Source organism: Nocardia sp. NPDC058499, assembly GCF_042719915.1.
GTDB lineage: Bacteria > Actinomycetota > Actinomycetes > Mycobacteriales > Mycobacteriaceae > Nocardia.
In genome coordinates this window covers 925,191-950,296 of record NZ_JBHXMZ010000002.1, presented here as the reverse complement: position 1 = coordinate 950,296, position 25,106 = coordinate 925,191, and the positions used below count along the sequence as shown (strand labels likewise).

At 67.1% G+C, this 25,106-nt stretch carries 24 protein-coding genes; 14 read left to right on the top strand and 10 right to left on the bottom strand.

The genetic code is table 11. The features are described from left to right. Positions 1-29 precede the first annotated feature (29 nt). Together ACFWPH_RS09475 and ACFWPH_RS09470 are read right to left on the bottom strand one after the other, a co-directional pair. Entirely contained in the window at positions 30-374 is a 345-nt protein-coding gene (locus ACFWPH_RS09475; RefSeq protein ID WP_378749169.1) for a DUF6401 family natural product biosynthesis protein, read from the bottom strand. Positions 375-453: 79 nt separating this feature from the next. Continuing rightward, the gene (locus ACFWPH_RS09470) at positions 454-969 is read right to left on the bottom strand and encodes a DUF4254 domain-containing protein (RefSeq protein ID WP_378749167.1); all 516 of its coding nucleotides are present in this window, start codon (positions 967-969) and stop codon (positions 454-456) included. 416 nt (positions 970-1,385) lie between these two features. Between ACFWPH_RS09470 and ACFWPH_RS09465 the strand changes: the two genes are divergently transcribed. Beyond that, on the top strand, positions 1,386-2,531 hold the full coding sequence (locus tag ACFWPH_RS09465) for a cystathionine gamma-synthase (RefSeq protein ID WP_378749165.1): 1,146 nt from the start codon (positions 1,386-1,388) through the stop codon (positions 2,529-2,531). A gap of 105 nt (positions 2,532-2,636) precedes the next feature. Here ACFWPH_RS09465 and greA read toward each other — a convergent pair whose 3' ends face one another. Further along, entirely contained in the window at positions 2,637-3,131 is a 495-nt protein-coding gene (greA, locus tag ACFWPH_RS09460; RefSeq protein WP_062973789.1) for a transcription elongation factor GreA, read from the bottom strand. Positions 3,132-3,426: 295 nt separating this feature from the next. Continuing rightward, entirely contained in the window at positions 3,427-3,789 is a 363-nt protein-coding gene (locus ACFWPH_RS09455; RefSeq protein WP_378749495.1) for a DUF4307 domain-containing protein, read from the bottom strand. Between the two features lie 262 nt (positions 3,790-4,051). Here ACFWPH_RS09455 and mca point away from each other — a divergent pair, with 262 nt between their 5' ends. Continuing rightward, positions 4,052-4,918, top strand: a complete 867-nt coding sequence (gene mca / locus ACFWPH_RS09450; protein WP_378749493.1) for a mycothiol conjugate amidase Mca — start codon at positions 4,052-4,054, stop codon at positions 4,916-4,918. Continuing rightward, a complete protein-coding gene (locus ACFWPH_RS09445) occupies positions 4,918-5,220 on the top strand; it encodes a hypothetical protein (protein ID WP_378749162.1) in 303 nt (100 codons plus the stop codon). The genes mca and ACFWPH_RS09445 overlap by 1 nt, the downstream gene beginning before the upstream one ends. Positions 5,221-5,294: 74 nt before the next feature. On the opposite strand, the gene ACFWPH_RS09440 is transcribed toward ACFWPH_RS09445, so the two are convergent. After that, positions 5,295-5,693, bottom strand: coding sequence for an NUDIX domain-containing protein (locus tag ACFWPH_RS09440; RefSeq protein ID WP_378749160.1), 399 nt, complete (start codon positions 5,691-5,693; stop codon positions 5,295-5,297). Positions 5,694-5,754: 61 nt separating this feature from the next. Beyond that, the gene (locus ACFWPH_RS09435) at positions 5,755-7,089 is read right to left on the bottom strand and encodes a lipase family protein (RefSeq protein WP_378749158.1); all 1,335 of its coding nucleotides are present in this window, start codon (positions 7,087-7,089) and stop codon (positions 5,755-5,757) included. Positions 7,090-7,368: 279 nt separating this feature from the next. On the opposite strand from ACFWPH_RS09435, the gene ACFWPH_RS09430 reads away from it, so the two are divergent. The 5 genes from ACFWPH_RS09430 to ACFWPH_RS09410 all read left to right on the top strand — a co-directional run bounded on the left by ACFWPH_RS09430 (position 7,369) and on the right by ACFWPH_RS09410 (position 12,642). After that, positions 7,369-8,760, top strand: a complete 1,392-nt coding sequence (locus ACFWPH_RS09430) for a lipase family protein (RefSeq protein WP_378749157.1) — start codon at positions 7,369-7,371, stop codon at positions 8,758-8,760. A gap of 288 nt (positions 8,761-9,048) precedes the next feature. Next, a complete protein-coding gene (locus ACFWPH_RS09425; RefSeq protein WP_378749155.1) occupies positions 9,049-10,230 on the top strand; it encodes an NAD(P)/FAD-dependent oxidoreductase in 1,182 nt (393 codons plus the stop codon). A gap of 71 nt (positions 10,231-10,301) precedes the next feature. Next, positions 10,302-11,228, top strand: a complete 927-nt coding sequence (locus ACFWPH_RS09420; RefSeq protein WP_378749491.1) for an RNA polymerase sigma-70 factor — start codon at positions 10,302-10,304, stop codon at positions 11,226-11,228. Between the two features lie 225 nt (positions 11,229-11,453). Continuing rightward, positions 11,454-11,918 (top strand): YybH family protein, encoded by a 465-nt coding sequence (locus ACFWPH_RS09415; protein WP_378749153.1) that lies wholly within the window; start codon positions 11,454-11,456, stop codon positions 11,916-11,918. 220 nt (positions 11,919-12,138) lie between these two features. Beyond that, on the top strand, positions 12,139-12,642 hold the full coding sequence (locus ACFWPH_RS09410) for a hypothetical protein (protein ID WP_378749151.1): 504 nt from the start codon (positions 12,139-12,141) through the stop codon (positions 12,640-12,642). A gap of 83 nt (positions 12,643-12,725) precedes the next feature. Here the strand turns inward: ACFWPH_RS09410 and sigJ are convergent, their stop codons facing one another. Continuing rightward, positions 12,726-13,622, bottom strand: coding sequence for an RNA polymerase sigma factor SigJ (gene sigJ, locus ACFWPH_RS09405; RefSeq protein WP_378749149.1), 897 nt, complete (start codon positions 13,620-13,622; stop codon positions 12,726-12,728). A gap of 135 nt (positions 13,623-13,757) precedes the next feature. Here sigJ and ACFWPH_RS09400 point away from each other — a divergent pair, with 135 nt between their 5' ends. After that, complete coding sequence (locus ACFWPH_RS09400; protein WP_378749146.1) at positions 13,758-15,815, top strand: thioredoxin domain-containing protein; 2,058 nt, start codon at positions 13,758-13,760, stop codon at positions 15,813-15,815. 533 nt (positions 15,816-16,348) lie between these two features. On the opposite strand, the gene ACFWPH_RS09395 is transcribed toward ACFWPH_RS09400, so the two are convergent. Both ACFWPH_RS09395 and ACFWPH_RS09390 read right to left on the bottom strand, forming a co-directional pair. Further along, a complete protein-coding gene (locus tag ACFWPH_RS09395; RefSeq protein WP_378749144.1) occupies positions 16,349-17,875 on the bottom strand; it encodes an adenylate/guanylate cyclase domain-containing protein in 1,527 nt (508 codons plus the stop codon). 130 nt (positions 17,876-18,005) lie between these two features. Beyond that, complete coding sequence (locus tag ACFWPH_RS09390; protein WP_378749489.1) at positions 18,006-18,674, bottom strand: hemolysin III family protein; 669 nt, start codon at positions 18,672-18,674, stop codon at positions 18,006-18,008. Between the two features lie 371 nt (positions 18,675-19,045). Here ACFWPH_RS09390 and ACFWPH_RS09385 point away from each other — a divergent pair, with 371 nt between their 5' ends. Next, the gene (locus ACFWPH_RS09385; protein ID WP_378749142.1) at positions 19,046-19,825 is read left to right on the top strand and encodes an isoprenyl transferase; all 780 of its coding nucleotides are present in this window, start codon (positions 19,046-19,048) and stop codon (positions 19,823-19,825) included. A 220-nt stretch (positions 19,826-20,045) separates the two neighbouring features. Here ACFWPH_RS09385 and coaA read toward each other — a convergent pair whose 3' ends face one another. Continuing rightward, positions 20,046-20,978 carry a type I pantothenate kinase gene (gene coaA, locus ACFWPH_RS09380; protein ID WP_378749141.1) on the bottom strand — a complete coding sequence of 311 codons (933 nt, stop codon included), beginning with the start codon at positions 20,976-20,978 and terminating at the stop codon, positions 20,046-20,048. A gap of 266 nt (positions 20,979-21,244) precedes the next feature. Here coaA and ACFWPH_RS09375 point away from each other — a divergent pair, with 266 nt between their 5' ends. From ACFWPH_RS09375 to ACFWPH_RS09360, 4 genes are all read left to right on the top strand, one after another. Continuing rightward, positions 21,245-22,435, top strand: coding sequence for a DUF885 domain-containing protein (locus ACFWPH_RS09375; RefSeq protein WP_378749139.1), 1,191 nt, complete (start codon positions 21,245-21,247; stop codon positions 22,433-22,435). A 484-nt stretch (positions 22,436-22,919) separates the two neighbouring features. Further along, on the top strand, positions 22,920-24,215 hold the full coding sequence (glyA, locus tag ACFWPH_RS09370; RefSeq protein WP_378749137.1) for a serine hydroxymethyltransferase: 1,296 nt from the start codon (positions 22,920-22,922) through the stop codon (positions 24,213-24,215). 168 nt (positions 24,216-24,383) lie between these two features. Then, on the top strand, positions 24,384-24,656 hold the full coding sequence (locus ACFWPH_RS09365) for a hypothetical protein (protein WP_378749135.1): 273 nt from the start codon (positions 24,384-24,386) through the stop codon (positions 24,654-24,656). Between the two features lie 9 nt (positions 24,657-24,665). Further along, on the top strand, positions 24,666-25,079 hold the full coding sequence (locus tag ACFWPH_RS09360; protein WP_378749133.1) for a limonene-1,2-epoxide hydrolase family protein: 414 nt from the start codon (positions 24,666-24,668) through the stop codon (positions 25,077-25,079). Positions 25,080-25,106 lie beyond the last annotated feature (27 nt).

Below are 25,106 nucleotides of genomic sequence, written 5' to 3'. Positions count from 1 at the left end.
GCCGGATCGCCGACAGCGCTGCCTCGGAGTCAATCGAGCGCGGCGCCGGAGGTGCCGTGCAGGCAGGCGCCGGCCAGGCGCAGGTGCAGCCATCCGGCAGTGGCCCATTCGGCGGGTTCGGTGATCGGGTCGGTCAGCTCGGCGAGTAGGCCGCGGATATATCCGGCCAGGAGGACGGTGGCGGGGATCCGCTCGACCGAGTCCACACCGAGATCGAGGATGTCGCGCACCGCGGCGGCGTGCTGGTCCAGTTCCGCCGACAGGCCCGGAAGTGCCGCGGCGGCGGCGAGTGCCGGGGTCCCGTGAGTTCGGTAGATCCCCTCCAGGAAACGTCGGGCGGAGATTTCGAACAAACGGGGGCCCAGGGCGAACATTGCTCGATCGTAAAACACGCCGCCATTTATCTGATTGTGATATTCAGCGCAATTCCGCAGGTCGCATACGGTGGAAAGGTCAACTACGGCGCCGCACCTGTTCGGCCCCGGTGACCAGATCGGTCCACTCGTCGGCGAGCAGGGCCAACCGGTACCACGCCGCGTGCACCCGATCGTCGGAGACGCGTTCGCAGTGGTGCAGCAGATGGTTCGCGTGCACGTGTGCCGCAGCCATCCGGTCGATCGTCGTCCCGAGTGAATCGGCCCGCAGCCGACGGGTCCGGGCCGCGGTGGCCGCAGCGCCGACCCAGCGGTCGATCGACTCGACCACCTCCGCCCGGCGGCAATCTATCCCGGCCGTCGACAGTGGATCGCCGTGCCGGCGCCGGTGCAGATGCGCCAAGGTGTTCGCCCAGGTGAGCAACGGCTGTCCGGCCGGTTCGCATTCGGCGGCGGTGAACGCGGCGACGAGCTCGCGCTGATCCGGTAATCGCAGGTCGGCCGGGTGAGTACGCGAATCCCGCGCGACCCTCGAATTCAGGGCGGCTGCGGTGGCCGGCCGCCGTTTGCCCGGTCCGGGCGACTGCGAATTCATAACGCACCTCCGTGTACTTCACCCGCAGCGCTTCCCGACCCGCTTCGGATGCGCTATCAGCGTGCGCTGCCTGCCGGGCAAACGGGTGACACGAAGATGGCCCGAGGGTGACGGTTGGTAACAATGTGCTCCGCTCGGGCGGGACGCGTTGTGAGGCAGTGCATTCGCCGCGAATGTGGCTGGCGTGCGCCGAAAGGGTGAGTAGCGCCGGCGTGCTCGGCGTATCGCGGTGTCGGCGGGCCGCGGTGTGGATTGCGGCGGACCGGAATCGGCGCCGGTCGGCTCCAGGATTTCACCGGCCCGGTGCGGTGGCACTGTCAGGGCCCCGAGCTGCGGGTTCCGTCCACCGTCCCCGTGGCAGACGCAAGATCCGACCGGCGTGCAAGGAGCCGGAACCCGACGTTTAGGGTGGGGTCATGAGCGAACTGGGATTCACCACCAGGGCTGTACACGCCGGTTACGATCCCGATCCGCGCACCGGCGCGGTGAATGTGCCCGTGTACGCCAGCTCCACCTTCGCCCAGGACGGTGTGGGCGGGCTGCGTGACGGGTACGAATACGCCCGCACCGGCAACCCCACCCGCACGGTGCTGGAGGCCAACCTGGCCGCCCTCGAATCGGGCCGGTACGGCCGGGCGTACGCCTCCGGTATGGCCGCCACCGACTGTGCGCTGCGGGCGATGCTGCGGCCCGGCGACCATATCGTCATCCCGGACGACGCCTACGGCGGCACCTTCCGGTTGATCGACAAGGTCTTCACCGGCTGGGGGATCAGCTATACGGCGGCCGCCGTCGCCGATATCGATGCGATGCGCGCCGCCATCCGGCCGGAAACGAAGCTGATCTGGGTGGAAACGCCCACCAACCCGCTGCTCAATATCGGTGATATCCCGGCGCTGGCCGATATCGCGCACACCTCCGGCGCCAAACTGGTGGTCGACAACACGTTCGCGACCCCGTACCTGCAGCAGCCGCTGCTGCTCGGCGCCGATGTGGTGGTGCATTCGACCACCAAGTACCTCGGTGGCCATTCCGATGTGATCGGCGGCGCGCTGATCACCGACGATGCCGAACTCGACGCCGCCTTCGCCTTCCTGCAGAACGGTGCGGGCGCGGTCCCGAGCCCGTTCGACGCCTTCCTCACGCTGCGCGGCACCAAAACGCTCTCGCTGCGGATGGACCGGCACTGCGACAACGCCGAAACCCTCGCCGAGTTCCTGTCCCGGAATCCGGCCATCAGCAAGGTCATCTACCCCGGTATGCCGGAACATCCCGGCCATGCGGTCGCCGATAAGCAGATGCGGCGGTTCGGCGGGATGATCTCGGTGCGGCTGGCCGGTGGCCTCGAGGCTGCCCGGAAGCTGTGCTCACAAACCGAGGTGTTCACCCTCGCCGAATCGCTCGGCGGAGTGGAATCGCTGATCGAACATCCCGCCGCCATGACCCACGCCTCCACAGAAGGCTCGGACCTGGAGGTTCCGGCCGATCTGGTCCGCCTCTCGGTGGGGATCGAGGACATCAGCGATCTGCTGTCCGATCTCGAGCAGGCGCTGAGCCGATAGGCCGGCAGGGAGACGAAGATGAACGAGCGGCCGTATCCGGGAAGTCGGATGCGGCCGCTCGTCTCGTTGTCCGGCTCCGCGGCGCACAACGCCGCGGCCGTCACATCAGCTGTGGTAGGGCTCGGCGCTGACCAGCGTCACCTTCATGGTGTTGCCGTTGGGCAGGGTGTATTCGCGGGTTTCGCCGACCTTCGCGTCGATCAACGCGCCGCCCAGTGGGGAGCTGGGGGAGTAGGTCTCCAGGTCGCCATCGCCCAGACCTTCCTCTCGGGTCGCGATGAGGAAGGTCTCGGTATCGTCTTCGTCACCGTCGTAGTAGACCTTCACGACAGACCCCGGCAGCGCGACACCGGACTTGGTGGGCGCCACCCCGACCTTGGCATTGTTCAGCAGTTCCTGCAGCTGCCGGATCCGGGCTTCCTGCTGGCCCTGTTCCTCGCGCGCCGCATGGTAGCCGCCGTTCTCCTTGAGATCGCCTTCTTCGCGGCGCTCGTTGATCTCGGCGGCGATGACCGGACGGTTGGCGATGAGCGCGTCGAGTTCGCTCTTGAGCCTGTCGTGCGACTCCGGGGTAAGCCAGGTCACTTGGGTCTCAGTCATCTCGATCACTCCCTAGTAGTTGTCCCCGGCAGGCCGGGATTCCTGATCACTGCCGCACGACCCACCCGCAGGCAGGCATGCTTCAGCCGACGGCTATCGCGATCTGCGGGAAGTTCGAATACCCCGACAGCCTGATGCCGGACCCTTTCGCCTACCCGGCATCGACCGCGTCGGCCGCCAATGCAGCAAACACGGCTCCGTGCCCCGGAACCGTGTGTGAAGCCATTTTAGCATGAATCACAAAGATGCAGGTCGGAGAGTTTTTACTGGAGGGTCTGCAGTGTGAGAGCCGTATTCACTCGGTTTCGAGGTACCCGGGCACGCTGTCGGTGCAGGTGTAGATCGCGGCCGAGGCCGGCGGTTCGCTTGTCTCGATAACGGTGCTCACCTGAACTGTCTGCTCCGCACCCGACGGGGCGATCACGACCTCGCGGCGGCCGACCTCGGTGAGGTCTCGGGACATGGCCCGGACCACGCAGACCACCGGTACCGACGGGTCGGACCGGGTGAGCCGGATCCGCAGTTCCACCGAGGAATCGTCGAGCACCGAATAGCCGAGCTGTTCGGATTCGATGTCCTTCGGGCCGAATTTCGTCCAGCCCACATAGGCGACCCCGATACCGGCCAGGACGACTACGCCGGTGAGCAGCGCGCCCATCCGGCGCCATCGTCTCGGGCGCGGCGCGCGGCCGTAGCGATCGGTGTAGTGGTCGTCACTGCCCGCGCCGGTCGCCCCGCGGGAGGCGCCGGCGGGGCCCGCCGCGTCGGTGCGCCCGGGGTCGGACGTGGGCTCGGTCATTATCAGGTGCTCCCGGGGGGTAGGTCGGAACAGAATGGGTCCGGATGGAACTATAGGTAATGAAGTCCGAACACCCGCGACCGAGAGCGACGGTGAACGAGAAGTGAGTGGCCTTCGCCTCATGGCGGTGCACGCCCACCCCGACGACGAATCCAGCAAAGGCGGTGCGACCACCGCCCGCTATGCCGACGAGGGCAATGACGTCCTCGTCGTCACGCTGACCGGCGGTGAACGCGGCAGCATCCTCAACCCGGCCATGGACACCCCCGGGGTGCTGGAACGGATGAACGAGATCCGGCGCGAGGAGATGGCGGCCGCGGCCGCCGCCCTGGGTGTGCGGCAGACCTGGCTGGGTTTCGTCGACTCGGGGCTGCCCGAGGGCGATCCGATGCCGCCGCTGCCCGAGGATTCCTTCGCCCTGGTACCCCTCGAGGTGTCCACCGAGGCGCTGGTCCGGGTGGTCCGCGAATTCAAACCCCATGTGATCACCACCTACGACGAGATGGGTGGCTACCCGCACCCCGACCACATCCGCTGCCATGAGGTGTCGGTGGCGGCGTACGAGGCCGCGGGCGATCCGGAGAAGTTCCCGGACGCCGGAGAACCGTGGACACCGTTGAAGCTGTACTACGACCACGGGTTCTCGATCCGGCGGATGGAGATTTTTGCCGAGGAGTACGCGAAGATCGGTGAACCGTTTCCGATGCAGGAGTGGCTGGACCGCTCCCGCAAGTACGCGGTCGAACGGGGTGACATCATGGCCAGGGTGACCACCCAGGTGGAATGCGGTAAATACTTTCCGCGCCGCGACGACGCCCTGCGCGCGCACGCCACCCAGATCGATCCCAACGGTGCCTTCTTCGCCATCCCGATAGAGATGCAGCAGCGGTTGTGGCCGACCGAGGAGTTCGAATTGGCCCGCACCCGGGTGCGCACTGATATCCCGGAGACCGACCTGTTCGCCGGCGTCACCGATGAGTACCGCTGATGATCATGACGCAACTCACCGTATTCGCCTCCGGGGTGCTGGCGCAGACCCCCGGCACGCCGACCGGCCCGGAGTTCGGTAAGGCCTCCCCGCTGGGCCTGGCGGTGGTGCTGATCCTGCTCGCCGGGACGTTCCTGCTGGTCCGGTCGATGAACAAACATCTGAAGAACCTGCCGGAAACCTTCGAACCCGAACATCCCGAACCGGATCAGGCGGCCGACGAGGGTACCGACCCCGGGACGGTTCGCCGTGCGGAGAAATCTTCGAGCGGCACTGCCGACGATCCCGAGCGGTCTTCGTAGCCGACGGGCCGGTCGGTTGTGCGCCGATCGGCCCGGCGCGTCCGTGTCGTCGGTTCGGTGAGGTTGCCGCCGGATCACCAGTCGATCAGGCCGAGCCGGTGCAGATGCTCGAAAACCAGGAGGGACCCCGGGGCGACCTCCGGCATGGCGGCATACTCCGCGCCGGTGAAGTACCGGAATTCGGCGATTTCGCTCGTCGGAGCCGGCTCGGCGGTGACCTCGGCCAGGAAACAGGTCATGTGTAGCCTGGTGCCGGCCGTGTGACCGTATGCCTCGGCCTCGAAGACACCCAGCCGGCTGATTCCGGTGACTCCGACACCCAGCTCCTCCCGGACTTCCCGGTGCAGTGCCTGCAGCGCAGTCTCCCCGGTATCGATCTTCCCGCCCGCCATGTAGAAGACGGACTTTCCGACCGAACGGGTCTGGATCAGTCGACGGTCACGAAGATGGGCAAGCGCGGCGGTTCTGATCACAGGTGCACAGTAGAAGATCACACAGGTGTCACCCGGTTACGGGTCGGGCTGCTGCCCGGGGTCAGCACTCGTTCGGCGCGGGGTCGCCACGGAGGCGGGCGTCGATCCAGCCGCTGAGTTCGGGATAGCCGCTGACATAACCGAGCAAGTGTTCGCCGCCGACAACCCGGAAGACGCCGGGAACACCGCGGTCGCACTGCTGGCGATACATGCGCTCGGCGTCGGCGAGCGGGATCCACGGATCGTGCAACCCGTGGTAGATGAACAGCGGTACGGGTGATGTCCGGTCTGTCAGGTCCAGTTGTTCGAATATCTTCGCGGCGAACGGGGTGTCGAGGGCATTCGCGGTATTCGCCGCGACATCGATCGGGATGCCGACCACACCGAGGGGTCCGGAGGTGTCGCCGCAGATATCACGCAGCGGTGAGGACGCGACCCATTGCCCGAGATGGTTCATATGCCGCAGGATTTCGGGACGTTCCCGCGAGACGGCCAGCGCCACTGTCAAGAGGATCCCGGACGAGATATTGCCGTTGAACTGGTGGGCGACGTTCGCATTGTCGGTCACCAGACCACCTGCCGCCGCGCCCACCAGCGAATCCGCCAGTTCCGGTGCGTACTCGTCGAGCAGCATCGCCGTCGCGTAGGCGGCGATCGCGCCACCGGAATAGCCCACGGCCACATAGCGGCTGTCACCGAATTCCGCCGGTTCGTGGGCACGGACAGCGCGAATCGAATCGAGCATCACGTGTCCGGCGATATTGGGTTCGGCGTAGGCCATCAACGGGCCCTCGTGGTCCGGCATGAGGACCGCGTATCCCTTGTTCAACGCCCACCACACCGACGGCAGGAAGACCGGGAAATCGCCGTTGGGCCGATCCAGGAGGTCGTGCGACAACTGGAAGCCGGGGGTGCAATGCGTGCCGAGCGAATTGATCGGCATCGCGTTCACCTCCACCGGGCGCGGCCCGGGGCCGGTCCATTCGGCCGCCGGCACGATCAATGTCGCGGTTCCGAAGGAGGGGCCACCCGTGGCGGAGGTGGACCGGAACTTCAACAATGTGGCTCGCGCGATGGGGGTGGCCATGCGCAGGGCGGCAGTTGCCGTGATGTCGCGCGTTTCGATGATCCGGCCGGGCGGCAGCTCGGCGAGGTCGGCGGGCCAGGTGTCGAAGATCGGGTCGTCGACCGCCGACGGCAGTACCCCGCGCCACAGCGCTTCGTCGGGTTCGCTACCCGCGAATTGTGGTGGAGCCGGGATCGTGTTGTCGATCCACTCCTGCATAGGAGACGGGTTCGGCCCCACCGGCTCGGTCGATGGATCCGCGTGGGCGTGCCCGCCCAGTGACACACAACCGACAAGCACCGTAACCATGATCGCCAGAAGCGACTTCACGCGTACCTCACCCTCTGTTCACCACACTCGCACCAGTATCGGCAGCCGCCTCCGATGAGCCGCAAACCGAGGCACGAGATCGGTGCGATCTCACAGTGAATCATCCATGGAGCCTGTGGTTTTCGCCACGGTGCCGACCGGATCAAGATCAGTAGAATGGCTGCGCTACTCGAAACGCATATGCGTCACAGCGTTCGGCGACGAGTCGGCATCGATCAACAAGGCAGCCCGGAATGCCTGTTGTCGCGGACCTGTTCACCGATCGCTGAAGGATGTGCAATGAACAATCGACATGCGCGGCTCTTTCGCGGGCGGTCGTTACGCATGCTGATGATCACGAGCACGATCGGTTGTCTACTGCTGACCGGACAGCATTTTGCCGCTGCCGAGCCGGCGGCACCGTCCGAGCTGCAGGAGCAGATCGATGCCGTGATACCCGCACCGCCCATACCGCCGGCCGCCGCGCCGCCGCACGCCGATATGTCCCCCGAACTCGCGGCGTTGTGGCGCGCGGTGCAGTCCGCGCCGACCGGCGATTCGATCTTCGATACCTGGCCGGAGGGCCTGGCTGATTCGAGTCCCGGCGATATCCTCGAGCAGCGCGATGTGACCGCCACGGCAGGCGAGGTGATCGGCGCGCCCGTCGGCCGCGCTCAGTTGCTGAAATACCGTTCGACCTCGGCGACCGGCGAACCCTCCTACGGCACGGCAACCCTGGTGACCCCACCCACCGCATGGACCGGGCCCGGCACCCGGCCCGTTCTGGTCGACGCCCGGCCGATCAACTCTCTGGGCAAGCGTTGCACACCCGGTTACGTGCTGGCGCACGGCATGCTCAGCGGCGGTAACGTGACTGGCAGCAGCGCCACCGATGCGTTTCCGCCGACCGCCGCCACGGCCCTGAGCCGGGGCTACGCGGTCCTGATCCCCGATCACGAAGGGCCGTGGATGGCCTATGCGGAACCCAATGTCGCCGGACAGGTCATCCTCGACGGGATTCGCGCCGTCCGTTCGCTACCGGGGGGTGAATTCGCCGACAGCCGTGTCGCCGTCGGCGGATACTCCGGCGGCGGTATCGCCTCATATGCCACGGCCATGCTGCTCGACGAATACGCGCCGGACCTGACCGACGTCGTCGTCGGTGTGAGCACCGGCGGGCTCGTCACCGACAACCGCGATATCGCCGACCGATTCAACGGCAATTTCGCTTCCGGGGTCCTCCTGGTCGTCGTGCTCGCGATGGCCCGTGAACACCCCGAAATCCTCGGGCATCTGAATAATCTGGCGCAGTGGGCGGCGACCTCTCCTATCAAGAACGCCTGCGGGGAAGTCGCGGGCCCGATGGGCGTGATCGGCATTCCGGTCGACGTCACCGCGAATATCGCCGATCCGCTCGACAGCGATGTCGCCGAGCGAGTATTCGCGCGCACAGACCTGAGCGGCCGCACTTCCGGGGCGCCGCTGTACATCTACCATGCGGCCCACGACCTGTGGATCCCCATCGAAGGAGCCCGGGAACTCTACCGGCAGCAGTGCGCACGCGGGGTCACCTCGATGTTCCGCAGTGAACCCGGTGAGCACGTGACCGGGCTCGCCACCGGCTTCCCCGGTTCCTTCGCCTGGCTCGACGCCCGGCTGCGCGGTGAACCCGCGCCCGACGAATGCGCCTGACCCGCAGTGCCGAGCAGGACCGCCGGTCAGCGCCTACTGCGGTGGACCGGCCGGCCGGGGGGCGCTGTCCAGCCCGGCATAGCACCCACCCCGGAAAACAGTAGTGGCCGTCTGATCGCGGGTTCACGGTAGAAGGCCGCGAGGCTGCGCCCCGGCTCACTGAACGATTCCGGCGGCAACCCCACAGGCGAAATATGTGAGGTGTATCACACCGTAAGGTGTCACGTTCGGCGGCGCTGGGCTGTCCTATAGCCGACCCCAACGACACCAACCCACATGGAGCAAGCAATGAGCACCACCACCGCCCACGCAATCGTCGTCCTCGGCGCCGGCTACTCCGGTCTGATCGCCACCGCCCGGCTGGCCCGCTACACCCGCAAGCTGAACACTCATATCACGCTGGTGAACCCCTCACCCCGCTTCGTCGAGCGGCTGCGCATGCACCAGGTCGCCGCCGGTCAGGAACTGGTCGATTACCGGATTCCGGAGCTGCTGGCCGGCACCGGCGTGGAATTTCACCAGGCCGCCGCCACCGCCATCGACACCCAGGCCCGCGCCGTCACCCTCGACGACGGCGCGGTCCTGCGTTACGACACCCTGGTCTACGCCCTCGGGAGCACCACCGACACCAGCATCGTCCCCGGCGCGGCGGAACACGCCTGGACGCTCAACGATCCCCGCCTGGCACATCACTTCTCGCAGCGCTTGCCCGAGCTCGCCGCCGCGGGCGGCACGGTTACCGTATGCGGCGGCGGACTGACCGGCATCGAGGCCGCCGCCGAGATCGCCGAGGCATATCCGGGGCTCACGGTAGACCTGATCAGCGCCGCCCGGCCCGGCTCCATGATGGGTGAGCAGGCCCGCCGCCACCTCGACCGCGCCCTGGACCGGCTGGGCGTCGTGCGCACGGTCGGCGTGAAGGTCACCAAGGTGCTGCCCGACGCTGTGCGGCTGGACAGCGGCGAAGTCGTGGCCTCGGACCTGACTCTGTGGACCACGGGTGTGCACGTGTCCCCGCTGGCTGCCCAGGCCGGAATCGCCACCGACCCGCAGGGGCGCATCATCACCGATCCCACCCTGCGGTCGGTATCGCACCCGGAGATCCACGCCATCGGCGACGCCGCCCTGGTGCGCCAGGCGTGGGGGCAATTGCACGGAACCTGCCAGAGCGGCGTGGTGACCGCGGACTACACCGCCACCGTCATCGCCCGCCTGCTGCGCGCAAAGCGGGTGAAGCCCTTGCGCTTCGGCTACTTCCATCAGCCGGTGAGCCTGGGTCGTAAGGACGCAGTCATCCAGTTCACCGGTGCCGACGACACACCCAACCGGTGGTACCTCGGCGGCCGGCTCGCGGTCATCTACAAAGAGCAGGTCAGCAGCACTCCACCGGTGGCTGCCAAGATGAGCCGCTATGTGAAGCTGCCGGTGCAGCTGTCCAAGGGCGGCCGCACCACTCGCAAGACAGCATGATGCTCGTGTCCGGGGCGCGAGTTTACGGCTCCGGGCAGACACCCGACCCGCAGGCTGGGAGCATGACCCCCATGCAGGACCGCAGTATCGATCACCCGACTGCCGCACCCGAGCAGCGCGACGCCACCGTCGACCCGTTCGTCGAACACCGCCGCCTGCTGTTCGGCACGGCATATCACCTCCTGGGCAGTGTGGCCGACGCGGAGGACATCCTGCAGGACGCCTGGCTGAAATGGGATGCGGTGGACCGTAGTTCGGTGAAACATCCCAAGTCCTACCTGGTGCGCACCGTGACCAACCTCGCCCTCAACCGCCTCACCTCTGCCCGGGCCACCCGCGAAACCTATATCGGCCCGTGGCTGCCCGAGCCGTTGATCACCGCACCGAACGCCGCCGAGGAGACGGAAATGGCCGATACCGTGTCGACAGCCATGCTGGTTGTGCTCGAAACCCTGGATCCCACCGAGCGAGCCGTTTTCGTCCTGCGCGAGGTCTTCGGTTTCTCCTACGCCGAAATCGGTGGATTTCTCGACCGGCCCGAGGCCACCGTCCGCCAGATCTCGCGCCGTGCCCGCGCCCATGTGCAAGCCCGCCGCCCCCGCTTCGACGCCGACGACGGCACACGCAAGGAGATCACCGAGAAGTTCGTAGCGGCCTGTCACGGCGGCGACCTCAACGCTCTGATGGAGCTGCTCGCGCCCGAAGTGACTCTGTGGAACGACGGCGGCGGCGTCGTCACTGCCGCCCGCCGCCCACTCCACGGCCCCGACCATGTGGCCCGCTGGCTGCTGGGTGTCGTCGCCAAACCATCCTCCACGGGACTGGTCCTCGACCCGGTGACCGTCAACGGCGAACTGAGCATTGTCGGCACGATCGGGGGCTACCGCATCGGGGCACTCACCTACGATATTCACGACGGCCGTATCGAGAACATCCGCTTCCAGGTCAACCCGGGAAAGCTGGGCGGTATCCAGGCTGCCGGCGCTGCCGCGTCCTGAAAACCGACACCTTGGCCATGGCACACTTCGCCGCGCGGTGCCGGGGGTATCGCCGTCCGAAGTGATCCGGTCGGCCGGATCCTGCGGGACCGAGCCGTCGAACTGTTCGGATCGGTCCGGTACCTGCGAATGAGCGGCCCCGATCCGTCCGGCGGCCTCACAATCCGGACGGCTGTGTCGTCACAAGAGGTAGTACGTTCAGTCGAGCAGCAGGAGATTTCCGATATGGCCGTATCCGACAACTCCAGGTCCCGTGACCGAATCCAGGCGGATGACGCCGAGCTCCGCCGCCGGATCGACAACGCCATCGAAGCGCTGCGAGCCAAGGATCTCGTAGCCCTGAGGCAGCTGTACACCACCGACGTCGTATCCTTCGACATCGAGCCGCCACTCCAGCATGCCGGAATATCGGCAAAACTCGAGAACTGGGCGAAAGTTTTTCAGGTATTCGAGACCGTGACCTATGAGGTTCGCGACCTGTCCTTCAGCATCGGCGACGATGTGGCGTTCGGGCACGCTTTCGCGCGCCTACACGGCACATTGGCCGACGGGACCGCGACGACCGGGATCTGGGTGCGGGTTACCTATGGCATGCGGAAGATCGACGGCACCTGGTTGATCGCGCACGACCAGGTCTCGGTGCCACTCGATATGCCGAGCGGCAAAGGTGTAGTCGACCTCGAACCGTGACAGGATTGCCGTCCGCCGACGAATCCACCGAAAACCTCCGAGCCCGACGCCGCGAAAACCGAAGTACCTGCGATATCTGACATTTCACCGCGTCATGTCGTCATGGTGGTGAGGCGGTCCGGACCCGATGATCCGGCGACTGCCGAATCGTAGGTAACCGGGACGTCGCGACGCCGCGCAGATCAGGCATATCGGAGTCCCCGAGCAGGAGGAGAAGATCATGTCTCACGCGAAGACGTCGATCGGGACGAAGGCGGTGGCTGTGGCCGGCGTTCTGCTCATCGGTGCTGTGCTCGCCGCATGCGGCGCGGACGACGACGGTGCGGGCGCTCCCACCCCGCGTGTCGAGATCATCGAAGCGGCCGCGCTGACCGATCAGCTCGCGTCTCCGGATCTCGGCGAGCCGGGGCCCAGTCTCGGTGATATGGCCGTCTACTCGGGCAGTATCCAACAGGATGGTCGTCGGATCGGGGACGGTGGTGGTTCATGCCAGACCATCCATATCGAGGGCGCCGAGATCACCATGCAGTGTGTGCTCACGGCGCAGCTCGAGCGGGGGTCGTTGACCATGCAGGCGGTATGGGTGCAGGGGGCGAGTCCGCTCGATCTGGCGATTACCGGCGGTACCGGCGCCTATCGGAACGCGACCGGTACCGCGCGATTCTGGGATATCAATACTCCGGATGAACGGATGCGTGCCGAGGTCGTTCTCCCCGAGGAGTGACGGGCTGCGGCGTGGTTCGGGCATTCGCCGCTCCGGGAACTCGGGACGCGCTGCCGGCGAGCGGATTTCGAGCGGCTCCCACGTCACGTGGCCGACGACCGCCAAGGGCGCAGTTTCTCCGGATTCCGGATCGCCCAGATACGCGTGATCCGGCCCGCGACGATATCGAAGGCGTACACCGAGACAATCGCGTCGTCGAGTTGCGCAACCAGGCCGGGCCGGCCGTTCACAGTGCGCTCCAGCAGTCTTCCCGAGGCGACGTGCGGGATGCGTGCCCAGGCCCGGGCGATCTGCTCGCCGCCGTGGATCGGGTCCCGGAAGGCCAGTGCCAGTCCGCCGCTGTCGGCAGTCGCGACGGCCGCCGGATCGAGCAGGCCGATCAGCGCCTCCAGATCCCGTGCCTGCCACGCACTTTTGAATTTCCGGACCACCTCGGCGTGCTCGGTGCTCGAGGGAGCCTGCCGCGCGGTTTCGAGGCGGCGGCGGGCATTCCAGGCGAGTTGCCGGCAGGCCGCGGGGGTGCGTCCGACGATCTCGGCGACCTCGGTGAACGAGTAGCGGAAGACATCGTGCAGGACGAATGCCACTCGTTCGGCGGGAGTCATGGCGTCCAGTACGACGAGAAAGGCCATACTGATCGACTCGTCGAGGGTGATCCGGTCGGCCGGATCCTCAGGGACCGTACCGTCGAGCCATTCGGACCGGTCCGGTATCGGTTCCGGAATCCATTCCCCGACATAGCGTTCGCGCCGGACACGTGCCGAGCGGAGCTGGTCCAGGCAGATTCGGCCGGCGACCCGGGTCATCCAGGCCCCCGGCGTCACCACCTCGTTGCGCTGCTGCTCGGTGAGCGTGTACCAGCGTGCGTAGGTTTCCTGCACCACATCCTCGGCCTCGGCCAGCGAGCCGAGTAACCGGTAGGCGAGGTTGATCAGTTTCCGCCGCTCTGCGATCACCGCGGCTGATTGTGGGTCGCCCACATCCGGCTCCTTCGGTCGATGGCCTCACCCATTCGACGAATCAATGATCCCGAACGTCACGCGGCCGCACAATCGGAACGGCTGTTCCGTTCTTGCCGGGCATCGCTTGCCGGCGTTTGTGGAAGGCTGGAGGGTATGAACCGTCTGTCCGGTGCCACCTCTCCGTACCTGCGTCAGCACGCGAACAACCCGGTCCACTGGCGCGAATGGGATGCCGATGCGCTGGCCGAGGCCGCGGCACGGGATGTGCCGATTCTGCTGTCGGTGGGGTACGCGAGTTGTCACTGGTGCCATGTGATGGCGCACGAATCGTTCGAGGACCAGGCGACGGCGGCGCAGATGAACGACGAGTTCGTCTGTATCAAGGTCGATCGGGAGGAACGCCCGGATATCGACGCCGTGTACATGAACGCCACCGTCGCCATGACCGGTCAGGGTGGCTGGCCGATGACCTGTTTCCTGACCCCGGCGGGCGAACCGTTCTACTGCGGGACGTACTACCCGAAGGTGCCGCGCGGCGGGATGCCGTCGTTCACGCAGCTGCTCACCGCGATCACCGATACCTGGCGGAACCGGCGCGCCGATGTCGATACCGCGGCCGATCAGGTTGCCGATGCGCTGCGTGCGCAGGCGGGCGGGCTGCCCGAGAGCGAACTGCGGATAACCCCGCAACTGCTGGACCATGCTGTATCCGCGGCCGTCCGCGATTTCGACGAGGTCCACGGCGGTTTCGGGGGCGCCCCGAAATTCCCGCCGGCCGCGCTGTTGGAGGGCCTGCTGCGCAGCTGGGAGCGCACCGGCGATCCCGAGGTCCGCGCGGTGGTGGACCGTACCGCCGAGGCGATGGCCCGCGGCGGTATCTACGACCAGTTGCGCGGCGGCTTCGCCCGCTATTCGGTGGACGCCGCGTGGGTGGTCCCGCATTTCGAGAAAATGCTCTACGACAACGCGCAACTGCTGCGGTTCTACGCGCATCTGGCGCGGCGCACCCCGGACGATCCCCTGCCCCGGCGGATCACCGAGGAACTGGTCGGATTCCTGTTCGACGATCTGGCGACCGCGAACGGTTTCGCTTCCGCGCTCGACGCCGATACACAGGTGGAACCGGGCGCGCCCGGGATGGAGGGCGCCACCTACGTGTGGAACCCCGCCGAACTGGTCGGCGAACTCGGCCCGATCGACGGGGCGTGGGCAGGCGAAATCTTCGGGGTCACCACGGGCGGCAACTTCGAACAGGGCAGCTCCGTGCTCACCCGCGCCCGGGACCCCGAGGACACCGAACGATTCGAACGTCTGCGCACCGCTCTGCGCGCCGCCCGGGACCGGCGCCCGCAACCGGAGCGGGACGACAAGATGGTCACCGCCTGGAACTGTATGGCCATCACCGCGCTGTGCGAGGCGGCCCGGGCACTGGACCGGCGCGACTGGTTCGACGCCGCCTACGAGCTGTCCCGGGTGATCCTCGACATCCACGTCGTCGGCGACCGGGTGCTGCGCGCCTCGCTGGGCGGGGTCGCCGGGACCTCGGCAGGCGTACTGGAGGACTACGCCTGGCTGGCGACCGCGCTGCTGGCGCTGCACCAATACTCCGGGTCGGCCGGCTGGCTGCCCGATATCCACCGGATCCTGGATTCGGCGATCACCCATTTCGCCGACCCGGACGAACCCGGTAGCTGGTTCGATACCGCCGACGACGCGGAAACGCTTATCGCCCGCCCCCGCGACCCCATCGACGGCGCCACCCCGGCGGGGGCGTCCGTGCTCGCCGAAGCCCTCCTGACGGCATCCGCGGTGGTGGAACCCGAGCGCGCCGGCCGCTACCGGGAACTGGCCGATCAGACACTGACGCGAGGCGCGGTGGTGCTCGCCAAGGCGCCGCGTTCGGCCGGACAGTGGCTGACGGTCGCCGAGGCCGCGCTGCAGGGCCCGCTGCAGATCGCGATATCCACGACCGGCTATGTGCCGGTGGGTGATGTGGAGCTGCTGGAGGTCGCCCGGGCCCACGCCCCCGGCGGTGCGATCATCGTGCGGGCGACCGCAGACACCGTCCCGCTGCTTGCCGACCGCCCCGCGATCGAGGGCACCGCCGCGGCCTATGTATGCCGCGGTACGGTCTGCGATCTCCCGGTGACATCACCGGATGATCTACGTGCTGCCCTGACCGGTGAAGCCGCCGGGAACGTGCCGGAGTAGTCGGCGAACCCTCCCCGCGGCGTCGTACCGCAAGACTGCTCGAGGCCGTGACGGGCGCTCGGCGGTCGTTGGTTGGGCGCCGAGAGGCGGACTTCGACACCCGCCTTCCACAGGGCCGGCGAATCATGTTCGTAACCGCCGGACATGCCCGGCCGACGGCCTGGATGGATGGGTGCCACGATGGGCAGGGCCTCGCCGAAGGTCGTCGGGAAGCTGCGTTCGCCTTCAGGCAGCAGCATGTCGAGAGCATTGAGGACATGCGAGGCGATCGGATCGGATTTCATCCAGTGCAGTGGAATGCCGGCCTATTCGAAATGCACGGCCCGGTCCACAAGGACCGGGCCTTCGTCGTTTCCCGCCCGTGCCTGCCGGACCACGGGCCTGGGGTGGGCTGTGTTCGATCAGGCGTTCGCGGATAGATGGCGAGGCAGTGGCCGGGCGACTTTCAGGCGCTTCGGTGGGCCGGGACCGTGCGGACGGGCGCTGGGGCGAGGGCGGTGGAAATGGTGAGAAGCCGCCCCGAGTGCCGGTTCCTACGGTGTCGGCTCGGGTTCGCGGTCGGTCCACGAGGAGGTGGGCTCGGTGATGCCGCGGAGGGCCACGGCACCGTGTTTCACCCATTTCTCCCGCTCGTTCGCCGCGGCGGCATCGACCACGCTCTGCGATACCAGGATGCGCCGCGGCACTTCTTTGGCGCGGGTGGTGAGGCGGGCGGCGGCGTTCACCGCGTCGCCGATCACGGTGTATTCGCGACGGGTGTCGGTGCCGAGATCGCCGGCGAACACCCGGCCCCGGGCGACCCCGATACCGATATCCAGTTCCCCGGCCGCCGCGATCTCGTCGCGGATCCGGCGGGCCGCGCGCAGCGCGGGGGTCGCGTTGTCCGCCAATGCGATCGGCGCGCCGAAAATACACAGCGCCGCATCGCCTTCGAACTTGTTGACCAGCCCGTCGTTGTCCTCGGTGGCCGCGACCACGGTCGCCATCAACCGGTTGAGTTTGGCGACGAACTCCTGCGGCGGCAGTCCGGTGGAAATCGCCACCGACCCGGTGACGTCCACGAACAGCGCCGTCACCTCCCGCACATCGCCGGTCAGATCGACCCCGCCCGCCAGTGCGCGTTCGGCGACCTCTTCGCCGACATGCCGGTCGAACACATCGCGCAGCCGCAGCCGCTCCCGCAGATTCGCCGACATCTCGTTGACCGAATGTTCCAGCCGCCCGATCTCGCTGGCGCTGCCCACCGGCACCCGCACGTCCAGGTCACCCTGGGTGATGCGGTCCACCGCGATCCGCAGGGTGCGTAGCGGGGTGGCCACGGCCCGGGCCAGCGCCCAGGTGGCGCCCACGCCGACCGCCAGGCTGATCGCCGCGAGATAGATACCGGTGCGGATCCGGTGGTCCTGGGTGGAGGACGGATCGGCCAGCACCACGATCAACGCGCTCAGCGGCATGGCGCCGGATACCGCCCAGGCCAGTGCGACCCGCACGAACACCGAGGAACTCCAGTGCATGGTCGCGCCGAGGACACCGGCGACGATGGGCACCACGGGCCGGATCACCCGGTCGACGACGAGATAGGTCAGGCCGGCGGATTCGAGCCCGCCGATGGTGAACATGGCGAGCAGGACGACGAAATCGTTCTCCTCGGTGAGCCGGGCCAGCAGCACCGCCGAGATCACCACACCCGGTGTCCACATGGCGATCGCCCGCAGCGATACGGCGATGGGTAGATGGAGCAGGCGCCGCGCCTCGTTCGGGGTCGGTTTGCGTGACTGGTCGAGCCAGCCGAAATAGGCCATCCGGTCGCGGATGGCCAAACCGATCCCCGCCAGGATCGCCAGGGCCGGGTAGACGGTGACCGCGGCCAGCCCGCCCAGTTGGTCGGCGCCCACGCGACTCGGGAATCCGATGAGCCAGAGCTGGGTGACGATGACGGCGAGACCGGCGAAATGCGCCGCGATAACCATCAGCGACAGGCCCCCGCGGACACGGACGCTCCACAGCATCAGCCGGGAGATCCTGCCGGGCCGGGGCCGGACCGTACTGCCGTCGCTCATCGCCGGACTACCCGCGGTGGCCGCGGTCGCCGGAGCGGCCGGTATCGAAGGACACGACACAGCAGCCTAATCGACACGGCCGGGCATATTCCCACTATCGGCCTGCGTTCCCGCGCCGGACCGTGGCCGGTCAACCCAGCAGCACCAGCCATATCGCCACGTAGTGGCACAGCGCGGCGAATACGGTGGCAGCGTGGAAGAACTCGTGGTGGCCGAAGGTGGTGGGCCACGGGTTCGGCCATTTGGTCGCGTAGAGCACCGCGCCGATGCTGTAGGCGAGCCCGCCGGCCACGAGCAGCAGCACCGCCACCGGCCCGACCGACCGGTAGAGCTCCCCGCCCACCGGCACGACCGCCCAGCCGAGCAGCAGGTACAGCGGTACGCCGACCCAGGGCGGGGCGTGTGGCCACAGCATCTTCAGCGCGACTCCGGCCAGTGCCCCCGCCCATACGACCGCCAGCAGTATCCGGCCGGTGGAGCTGGGCAGACCGAGCAGGGCGAACGGGGTATAGGTGCCGGCGATGAAAAGGAAGATCATCGAATGATCGGCGCGTTTCATCCGGACCCGCGCCCGCACGGTGGTCCAGGTGATCCGGTGGTAGGTGGCACTGATTCCGAACAGTGCGCAGATGGTGAGCCCGTAGACGGTGGTCGCGACGACGGCGGTGGCCGATACGGTCGTGGCGGCGGCGACCAGCGCGATCACCGCGAGGGCGGCGATTCCGGTGGCCCAGGTGTGGATCCAGCCGCGCATCCGGGGTTTGACCAGCGCGACCAGGGAATCGGCGGGGTTGGGCACCGGATCGTCGTCATCGGTGTTTCGTGCGGTGTCGAAGCCGCGAGTGACGCTGTCGCTGTCGGGGGAGTGCCGCAGCGCGTTGCCGGGGTCGTCCGGCGGCTCGCCGGTGCCGGATCTCGGGTCTGCCGGGTCGAACACGGAACCTCCTGGATCGGCGGGGACGTCGCGGTGTCGGTTCGGGCTGTGTGGGCGGCCTGATCGGTTCGTTGTCGAACCGCCGGACAGTCCTTGACTCGCCGGTAACCTACGGCAGCGTAGGTTGCTTCGGTTGTCACTGTACCGGGTTCGCCGCGAACGCGGGCTGCTGTGGCCCACCCCACGTTCGGCGGCGAATGCGGATGAACCCCGGAAAAGGCGTACTGTAGGTCGTCGTGGAATTTCCGAGCCGGCTGCGGGGCTTTCCCTATCGCATCTACGAGGCCCGTCTGGCCAAGAAGCTTGCGGATAAACAGCATCCGCGCCACGTCGCCGTGGTGTGTGACGGCAATCGCCGCTGGGCCCGTGAGAACGGGTTCACCGATATCACCCACGGCCACCGGGTCGGGGCCCTCAAGGTCGCCGAACTGGTCAGCTGGTGTGAAGCCGAGGGAATCGAGCTGGTCACCGTCTACCTGCTCTCCACCGAGAACCTGCACCGCGGTCAGGAAGAACTGGAAACCCTGTTCGAGGTCATCACCGACGTGGTGGAGGAACTGGCCGCCCCCGAACAGAACTGGCGGGTGCGGATCGTCGGCACCCTCGACGGTCTACCCGATCTGGTCGCCAAGCGGATGCGCACCGCCACCGAACGCACCCGCGAACGCACCGGCACCCACGTCAACGTAGCCATCGGCTACGGCGGCCGCCAGGAAATCGCCGACGCGGTCCGCCAGCTGGTCCGCCAGGAAATCGCCGCGGGTGAGACCGGTGAAGACCTGGTTCAGTCGATCACGGTCAACGCCATCGGCCAGCACCTCTACACCTCCGGCCAGCCCGATCCGGACCTGGTGATCCGCACCTCCGGCGAACAACGCCTCTCCGGCTTCCTGCTCTGGCAGAGCGCCTACTCCGAAATCTGGTTCACCGAGGTCTACTGGCCCGAATTCCGCCGCGTGGACTTCCTGCGCGCCCTCCGCGACTATGCGGCCCGCCACCGCCGCTACGGTGTTTGATTGCGTCGCCTCCGGCGCCGCGGGTTTCGGCCCCCGAGGTCCCTGCTTTCAGCACTCGACACTCGCGGCTTCGCCGCGTCGCATCGAGTGCTGAAAGCAGGAACGGGCCGAAACCATTCAGGGCCTCGCTGAACTCGGCACCGCCGCTGGTTGCGTTCGGAATGGTGCCGGTGCGGGGGTCTCCGGGGCAGCGGGTCTCAGGTAGCCCCGGCAGCGCGCTTCACAACTTCCGCAGGCGGAGGCGGTTGATGCTGTGGTCGGAATCCTTGCGCAGGACCAGGGTTGCGCGCGGACGGGTGGGCAGGATGTTGTCCACCAGGTTCGGACGGTTGGTGGAATTCCAGATATCCGTGGCGGCTGCGGTCGCCTCGGAATCGGTGAGTCTCGCGTAATGGTGGAAATGGGCCTTGGGATCGGCGAATCCGGTGGCGCGCAGGCTCAGGAATCGGCGCACGTACCAGGCTTCGATATCCTCGATCCGGGCGTCCACGTAGATCGAGAAATCGAACAGATCCGAAACCATCAGGCGCGGGCCGGTTTGCAGCACGTTCAGGCCCTCGACGATCAGGATGTCGGGCTGACGGACACAATGGAATTCGCCGGGAACGATATCGTAGGAAATATGTGAATACACCGGTGCGCATACCTCTTCGGCGCCCGATTTCACCTCGGTGACGAAACGCAGCAGTTTGCGCCGGTCATAGCTTTCCGGGAAACCCTTGCGGTGCATGACGCCGCGGCGGGTGAGTTCGGCCGTGGGATAGAGGAATCCGTCGGTGGTCACCAGATCGACCCGCGGATGGTGCTCCCAGCGGGCCAGCAGCGCCTGCAGAACACGAGCGGTGGTGGATTTCCCGACGGCGACACTACCGGCGACCCCGATCACGAACGGCACCTGTTTATCGGGATGCGCTTCGCCGAGGAAGGTGGCGGTCGCGGCGAACAGCCGTTGTTTCGCGGCGACCTGCAGGTGGATGAGTCGCGCGAGCGGCAGATAGACCTCCGCGACCTCTTCCAGGTCGATCTGCTCGCCCAGGCCCCGCAGCCCGATCAGTTCTTCTTCGGTGAGTACCAGCGGAGTCGATTTGCGCAGTTCGCGCCACTGCTTCCGATCGAATTCCACATACGGACTGGGCTCGCTCGCCTTGGCCATCTACTCAGCGCTCCACTCTGCCGGACACTCGTATTCACGGTGCCGTACCTGTGAGATGCCCTGATCTCGGTGACCTCTGGTGCGGTCGGTCCGGCGCTCTGGCTGTGCCCTCATGGCTGAATTCTGCCCCTCGGGTACGAGCTGACCGACGAGGGGGTCCATTACGAGTCGGCATAACCACAGCACACCGCGGTCATTCGAACAGGTGAGCAGGTATGTGCCGGGCCGGACCGCGAGAGCCCGCATTCGCGGCTATCGTCGGATGGATGCAAGCCCATCCTGTGGTAACGGAATACCTGCGGCTCGGATTGGCATTCGACCGGCTCGAAGAGGGATTCGTCGACGCCTACACCGGCGCCCCTCAGTTGCGGCGCGATATCGAGAACGGGCCCCGTCCCGAACCCCGTGAGCTGGCCACTACCGCCACGCGGCTGCGCGCCGAACTCCTGGCCGCCGGGCTGGGGCCGCAACGCACCGCGTTCCTCGACGCGCACCTGCGGGCGCTGGAGTGCTCTGCGCGCAAGTTCGCGGGCGAAGAGATCGGCTTCGTCGACGAGGTCAGCAGGTACTTCGATGTGGATATCGCCCCTGGCGATCCGGCCGAATACCGGGAGGCACACCAGAAGATCGGCGAAGTGCTGGAGGGAGAGGGACCGCTCGCCGAACGGATGGCCGCCCACCGCAAGGCCGACGAGATCCCACCGGACCGGCTCGAAGACTGTGTGCACGCGTTCTCCGGGGCGCTGCGCGAGCTCGTGCGAGCGCGGTACCCGCTACCCGACCACGAACACGTCACCTACGAGGTGGTGGGCGACAAGCCGTGGTCCGGGTTCAACTACTACCTGGGGAACTACCGCTCGAAGGTCGCGATCAACTCCGATCTGCGCCAGCACATGGCGGTACTACCCAAGCTCATCGCCCATGAGGCGTACCCGGGTCATCACACCGAGCACTGCCGCAAGGAAGCCGGGCTGGTGGCCGCCGGCCACGGCGAGCAGACCATCTTCCTGGTGAACACGCCGCAGTGCCTGATGGCCGAGGGTCTCGCCGATCTGGCGCTGCGCTCGATCATCGGCCCCGGCTGGGGGAAATGGGCGCAGGAGATCTACGCGGACCTGGGCCTGCGGTTCGACGGTGAACGCGCCGAACGCCTGTCCGAGGCCTCGGCGCAGCTGCTCGGTGTCCGCCAGGACGCGGCGCTCATGCTGCACGATCAAGGCAAGGACGCCGACGAGGTGGCCGGCTTCCTGGAACGCTGGTCGCTGACGACCCCCGACCGCGCCCGCCAATCCCTGCGCTTCCTGTCGTCCCCGCTGTGGCGCGCCTACATCAGCACCTACGTGGAGGGCTACAAACTGCTCGGCGGCTGGCTGGACCGTGCCGCCGATGCGGACGACCGCGCCGACCGGTTCCGCCGCCTACTGGACGACCCCCTCATCCCGTCGTCCTTGCGCTGATCAATTCGGCGACTCGGTCCCCGATCCCGGGAACCGAGCCCCTGCACCACTACCTCCCCGAACCGTTTACGTTCCCGGGGTGGGGCCCGCCCGGTTCTGGAGCGACGGAGCGGGGGAGCGAAGCGGAGGAGCGGAGGAGTGAAGAACCGGGCCCCCAAGGGCCCCACCCTCGAGACGCGGAGCGTCTCCAAAATTACAGCCCGCCCCTTCACGGACGGCCTACCGCGAGACCAACGTCGACCTGCGAGAGCTAGGTCACCCTGCAAGCCCGACGTCACCCTGCTAGTCCGACGTCGACCTGCGAGACCGACGTCGACCTGCGAGACCGACGTCGACCTGCGAGACCGACGTCGACCTGCGAGAGCCACGTCGACCTGCGAGAGCGGCCATCAACCTCGAGGCCGGTGTCAACCTACGAGCGCAGGACGCAACACCCCCCGACCCCGCGCCGCCGGAGGCACCACCATGAACATAGACTGGCGCCGTGACGCAGACGACCGCCTCTGTCAATACCCAGTCTCTCGGTGAGCTCGATCCGGAGCTCGCCGCCGCGATGGCGGGTGAGCTCGCCCGTGAGCGCGACACCCTGGAGATGATCGCGTCGGAGAATTTCGTGCCGCGCGCGGTGCTGCAGGCGCAGGGCAGTGTGCTCACCAACAAATACGCCGAGGGTTACCCCGGCCGCCGTTACTACGGCGGTTGCGAGCACGTCGATGTCGTGGAGAACATGGCCCGCGAGCGCGCGAAGGCACTGTTCGGCGCCGATTTCGCGAACGTGCAGCCGCATTCGGGTGCGCAGGCCAATGCCGCGGTGCTGATGTCGCTGATGGATCCGGGCGACCGGCTGCTCGGCCTGGACCTCGCGCACGGCGGCCACCTCACCCACGGCATGCGGCTGAACTTCTCCGGCAAGCTGTACGAGGTCCATTCCTACGGTGTGTCCAAAGAGGACCATCGCGTGGAAATGGACAATGTCCGGGCGATCGCGCGGGAATCGCGGCCGAAGGTGATCGTGGCCGGCTGGTCGGCGTATCCGCGGCATCAGGATTTCGCGGCGTTCCGGGAGATCGCCGATGAGGTCGGCGCCTACCTGTGGGTGGATATGGCGCATTTCGCCGGGCTGGTCGCGGCCGGGCTGCATCCGTCGCCGGTGCCCTACGCCGATGTCGTCTCCTCGACCGTGCACAAGACGCTCGGTGGCCCGCGGTCCGGCCTGATCCTGGCCAAGCAGGATTACGCCAAGAAGCTGAACAGTTCGGTGTTCCCGGGTCAGCAGGGCGGCCCGCTCATGCATGTGATCGCGGCCAAGGCCGTGGCCTTCAAGATCGCGGGCACGCCGGAGTTCGCGGAACGCCAGCAGCGCACGATCTCCGGCGCCAAGATCCTCGCCGAACGCCTCACCGCGGCCGATGTCGCGAAGAACGGGGTCAGCGTGCTCACCGGCGGTACGGATGTGCATCTGGTCCTGGTGGATCTGCGCAATTCCGATATCGACGGCCAGCAGGGTGAGGATCTGCTGCACGAGGTCGGTATCACGGTGAACCGGAACGCGGTCCCGTTCGACCCGCGCCCCCCGATGGTGACCTCCGGTCTGCGTATCGGCACCGCCGCCCTGGCGACCCGCGGTTTCGGCGATACCGAGTTCACCGAGGTCGCCGATATCATCGGCACCGCCCTCGCCGGTGGCGCCGATCTGGACGCACTGCGCGCCCGGGTGTCGAAACTGGCCCAGGACTTCCCGCTGTACCAGGACCTGGAGGACTGGAACCTCCTGGGCTGAGAGCCCACGCGACGGAACCGGCTCGGGCGCAACACGTCCGATCCGGTCGTCCAGGCCTTGTTGCCCGCTGTACGCAGCCGGCCCTCGGAAACGACGTGCGGCCGCCGGGTCGGCGACGGGCCGAACGGAACCCGTTCGCGCGGCGGGCGTGACGGCTGGAGTGCCCGTGTGGGGACTACCGAATACGCACCGGGTGACGTCGTCTACTTTCCCGTCGGGCCGTTCTGGGATGTCTGTGGTGTCGTGCGGGAGGTCGACCCCCATCGCGGCGAACTACGGATCGACTTCGACGAGGGGCTGGTCCACCGTGAGGGTGGTGTACTTCGGGCTCGGCGGCACAGTATGACCGTCCGGTTCGACGAGGTCGAGCTGCTCTGGCTTCCCGAGTCCGGTCCGGACTTCCGGCGCCGAGCCCCGGCGCGCAGCGCGGCCCTGCTCTAGGCTCGTGAGATGGAAACCGAGTTGAACCAGGACGCGGTCACCACCGTCCGCGAATTCTTCACCGCGATGGAGATCGGCGCGATCGGCGAAGCGCTGGAACTGGTGCATCCCGATATCGTCTGGAAGAACACCTCGCTACCGGATGTGCGCGGTGCGCGGCGGGTCGGCAAACTGCTGCGCGGGCTGGACCGGGAGCAGTTCGGGTTCTCGGCGCGCATGCACCATATCGCCGCCGACGGTGCGGTCGTGCTCACCGATCGCACCGATATCCTGCGCTTCGGTCCCGTCGGTATCGAGTTCTGGGTGATGGGGACCTTCGAACTGGTGGACGGCCGGATCATCCTCTGGCACGACCACTTCAGCTGGGAGAACTTCCTGCGTGGTACCGCGATGGGTCTCGTCAAGGCCGTTCTCGGCCGCTGAGCACCACGTCGCCACCGCAGCAACCCC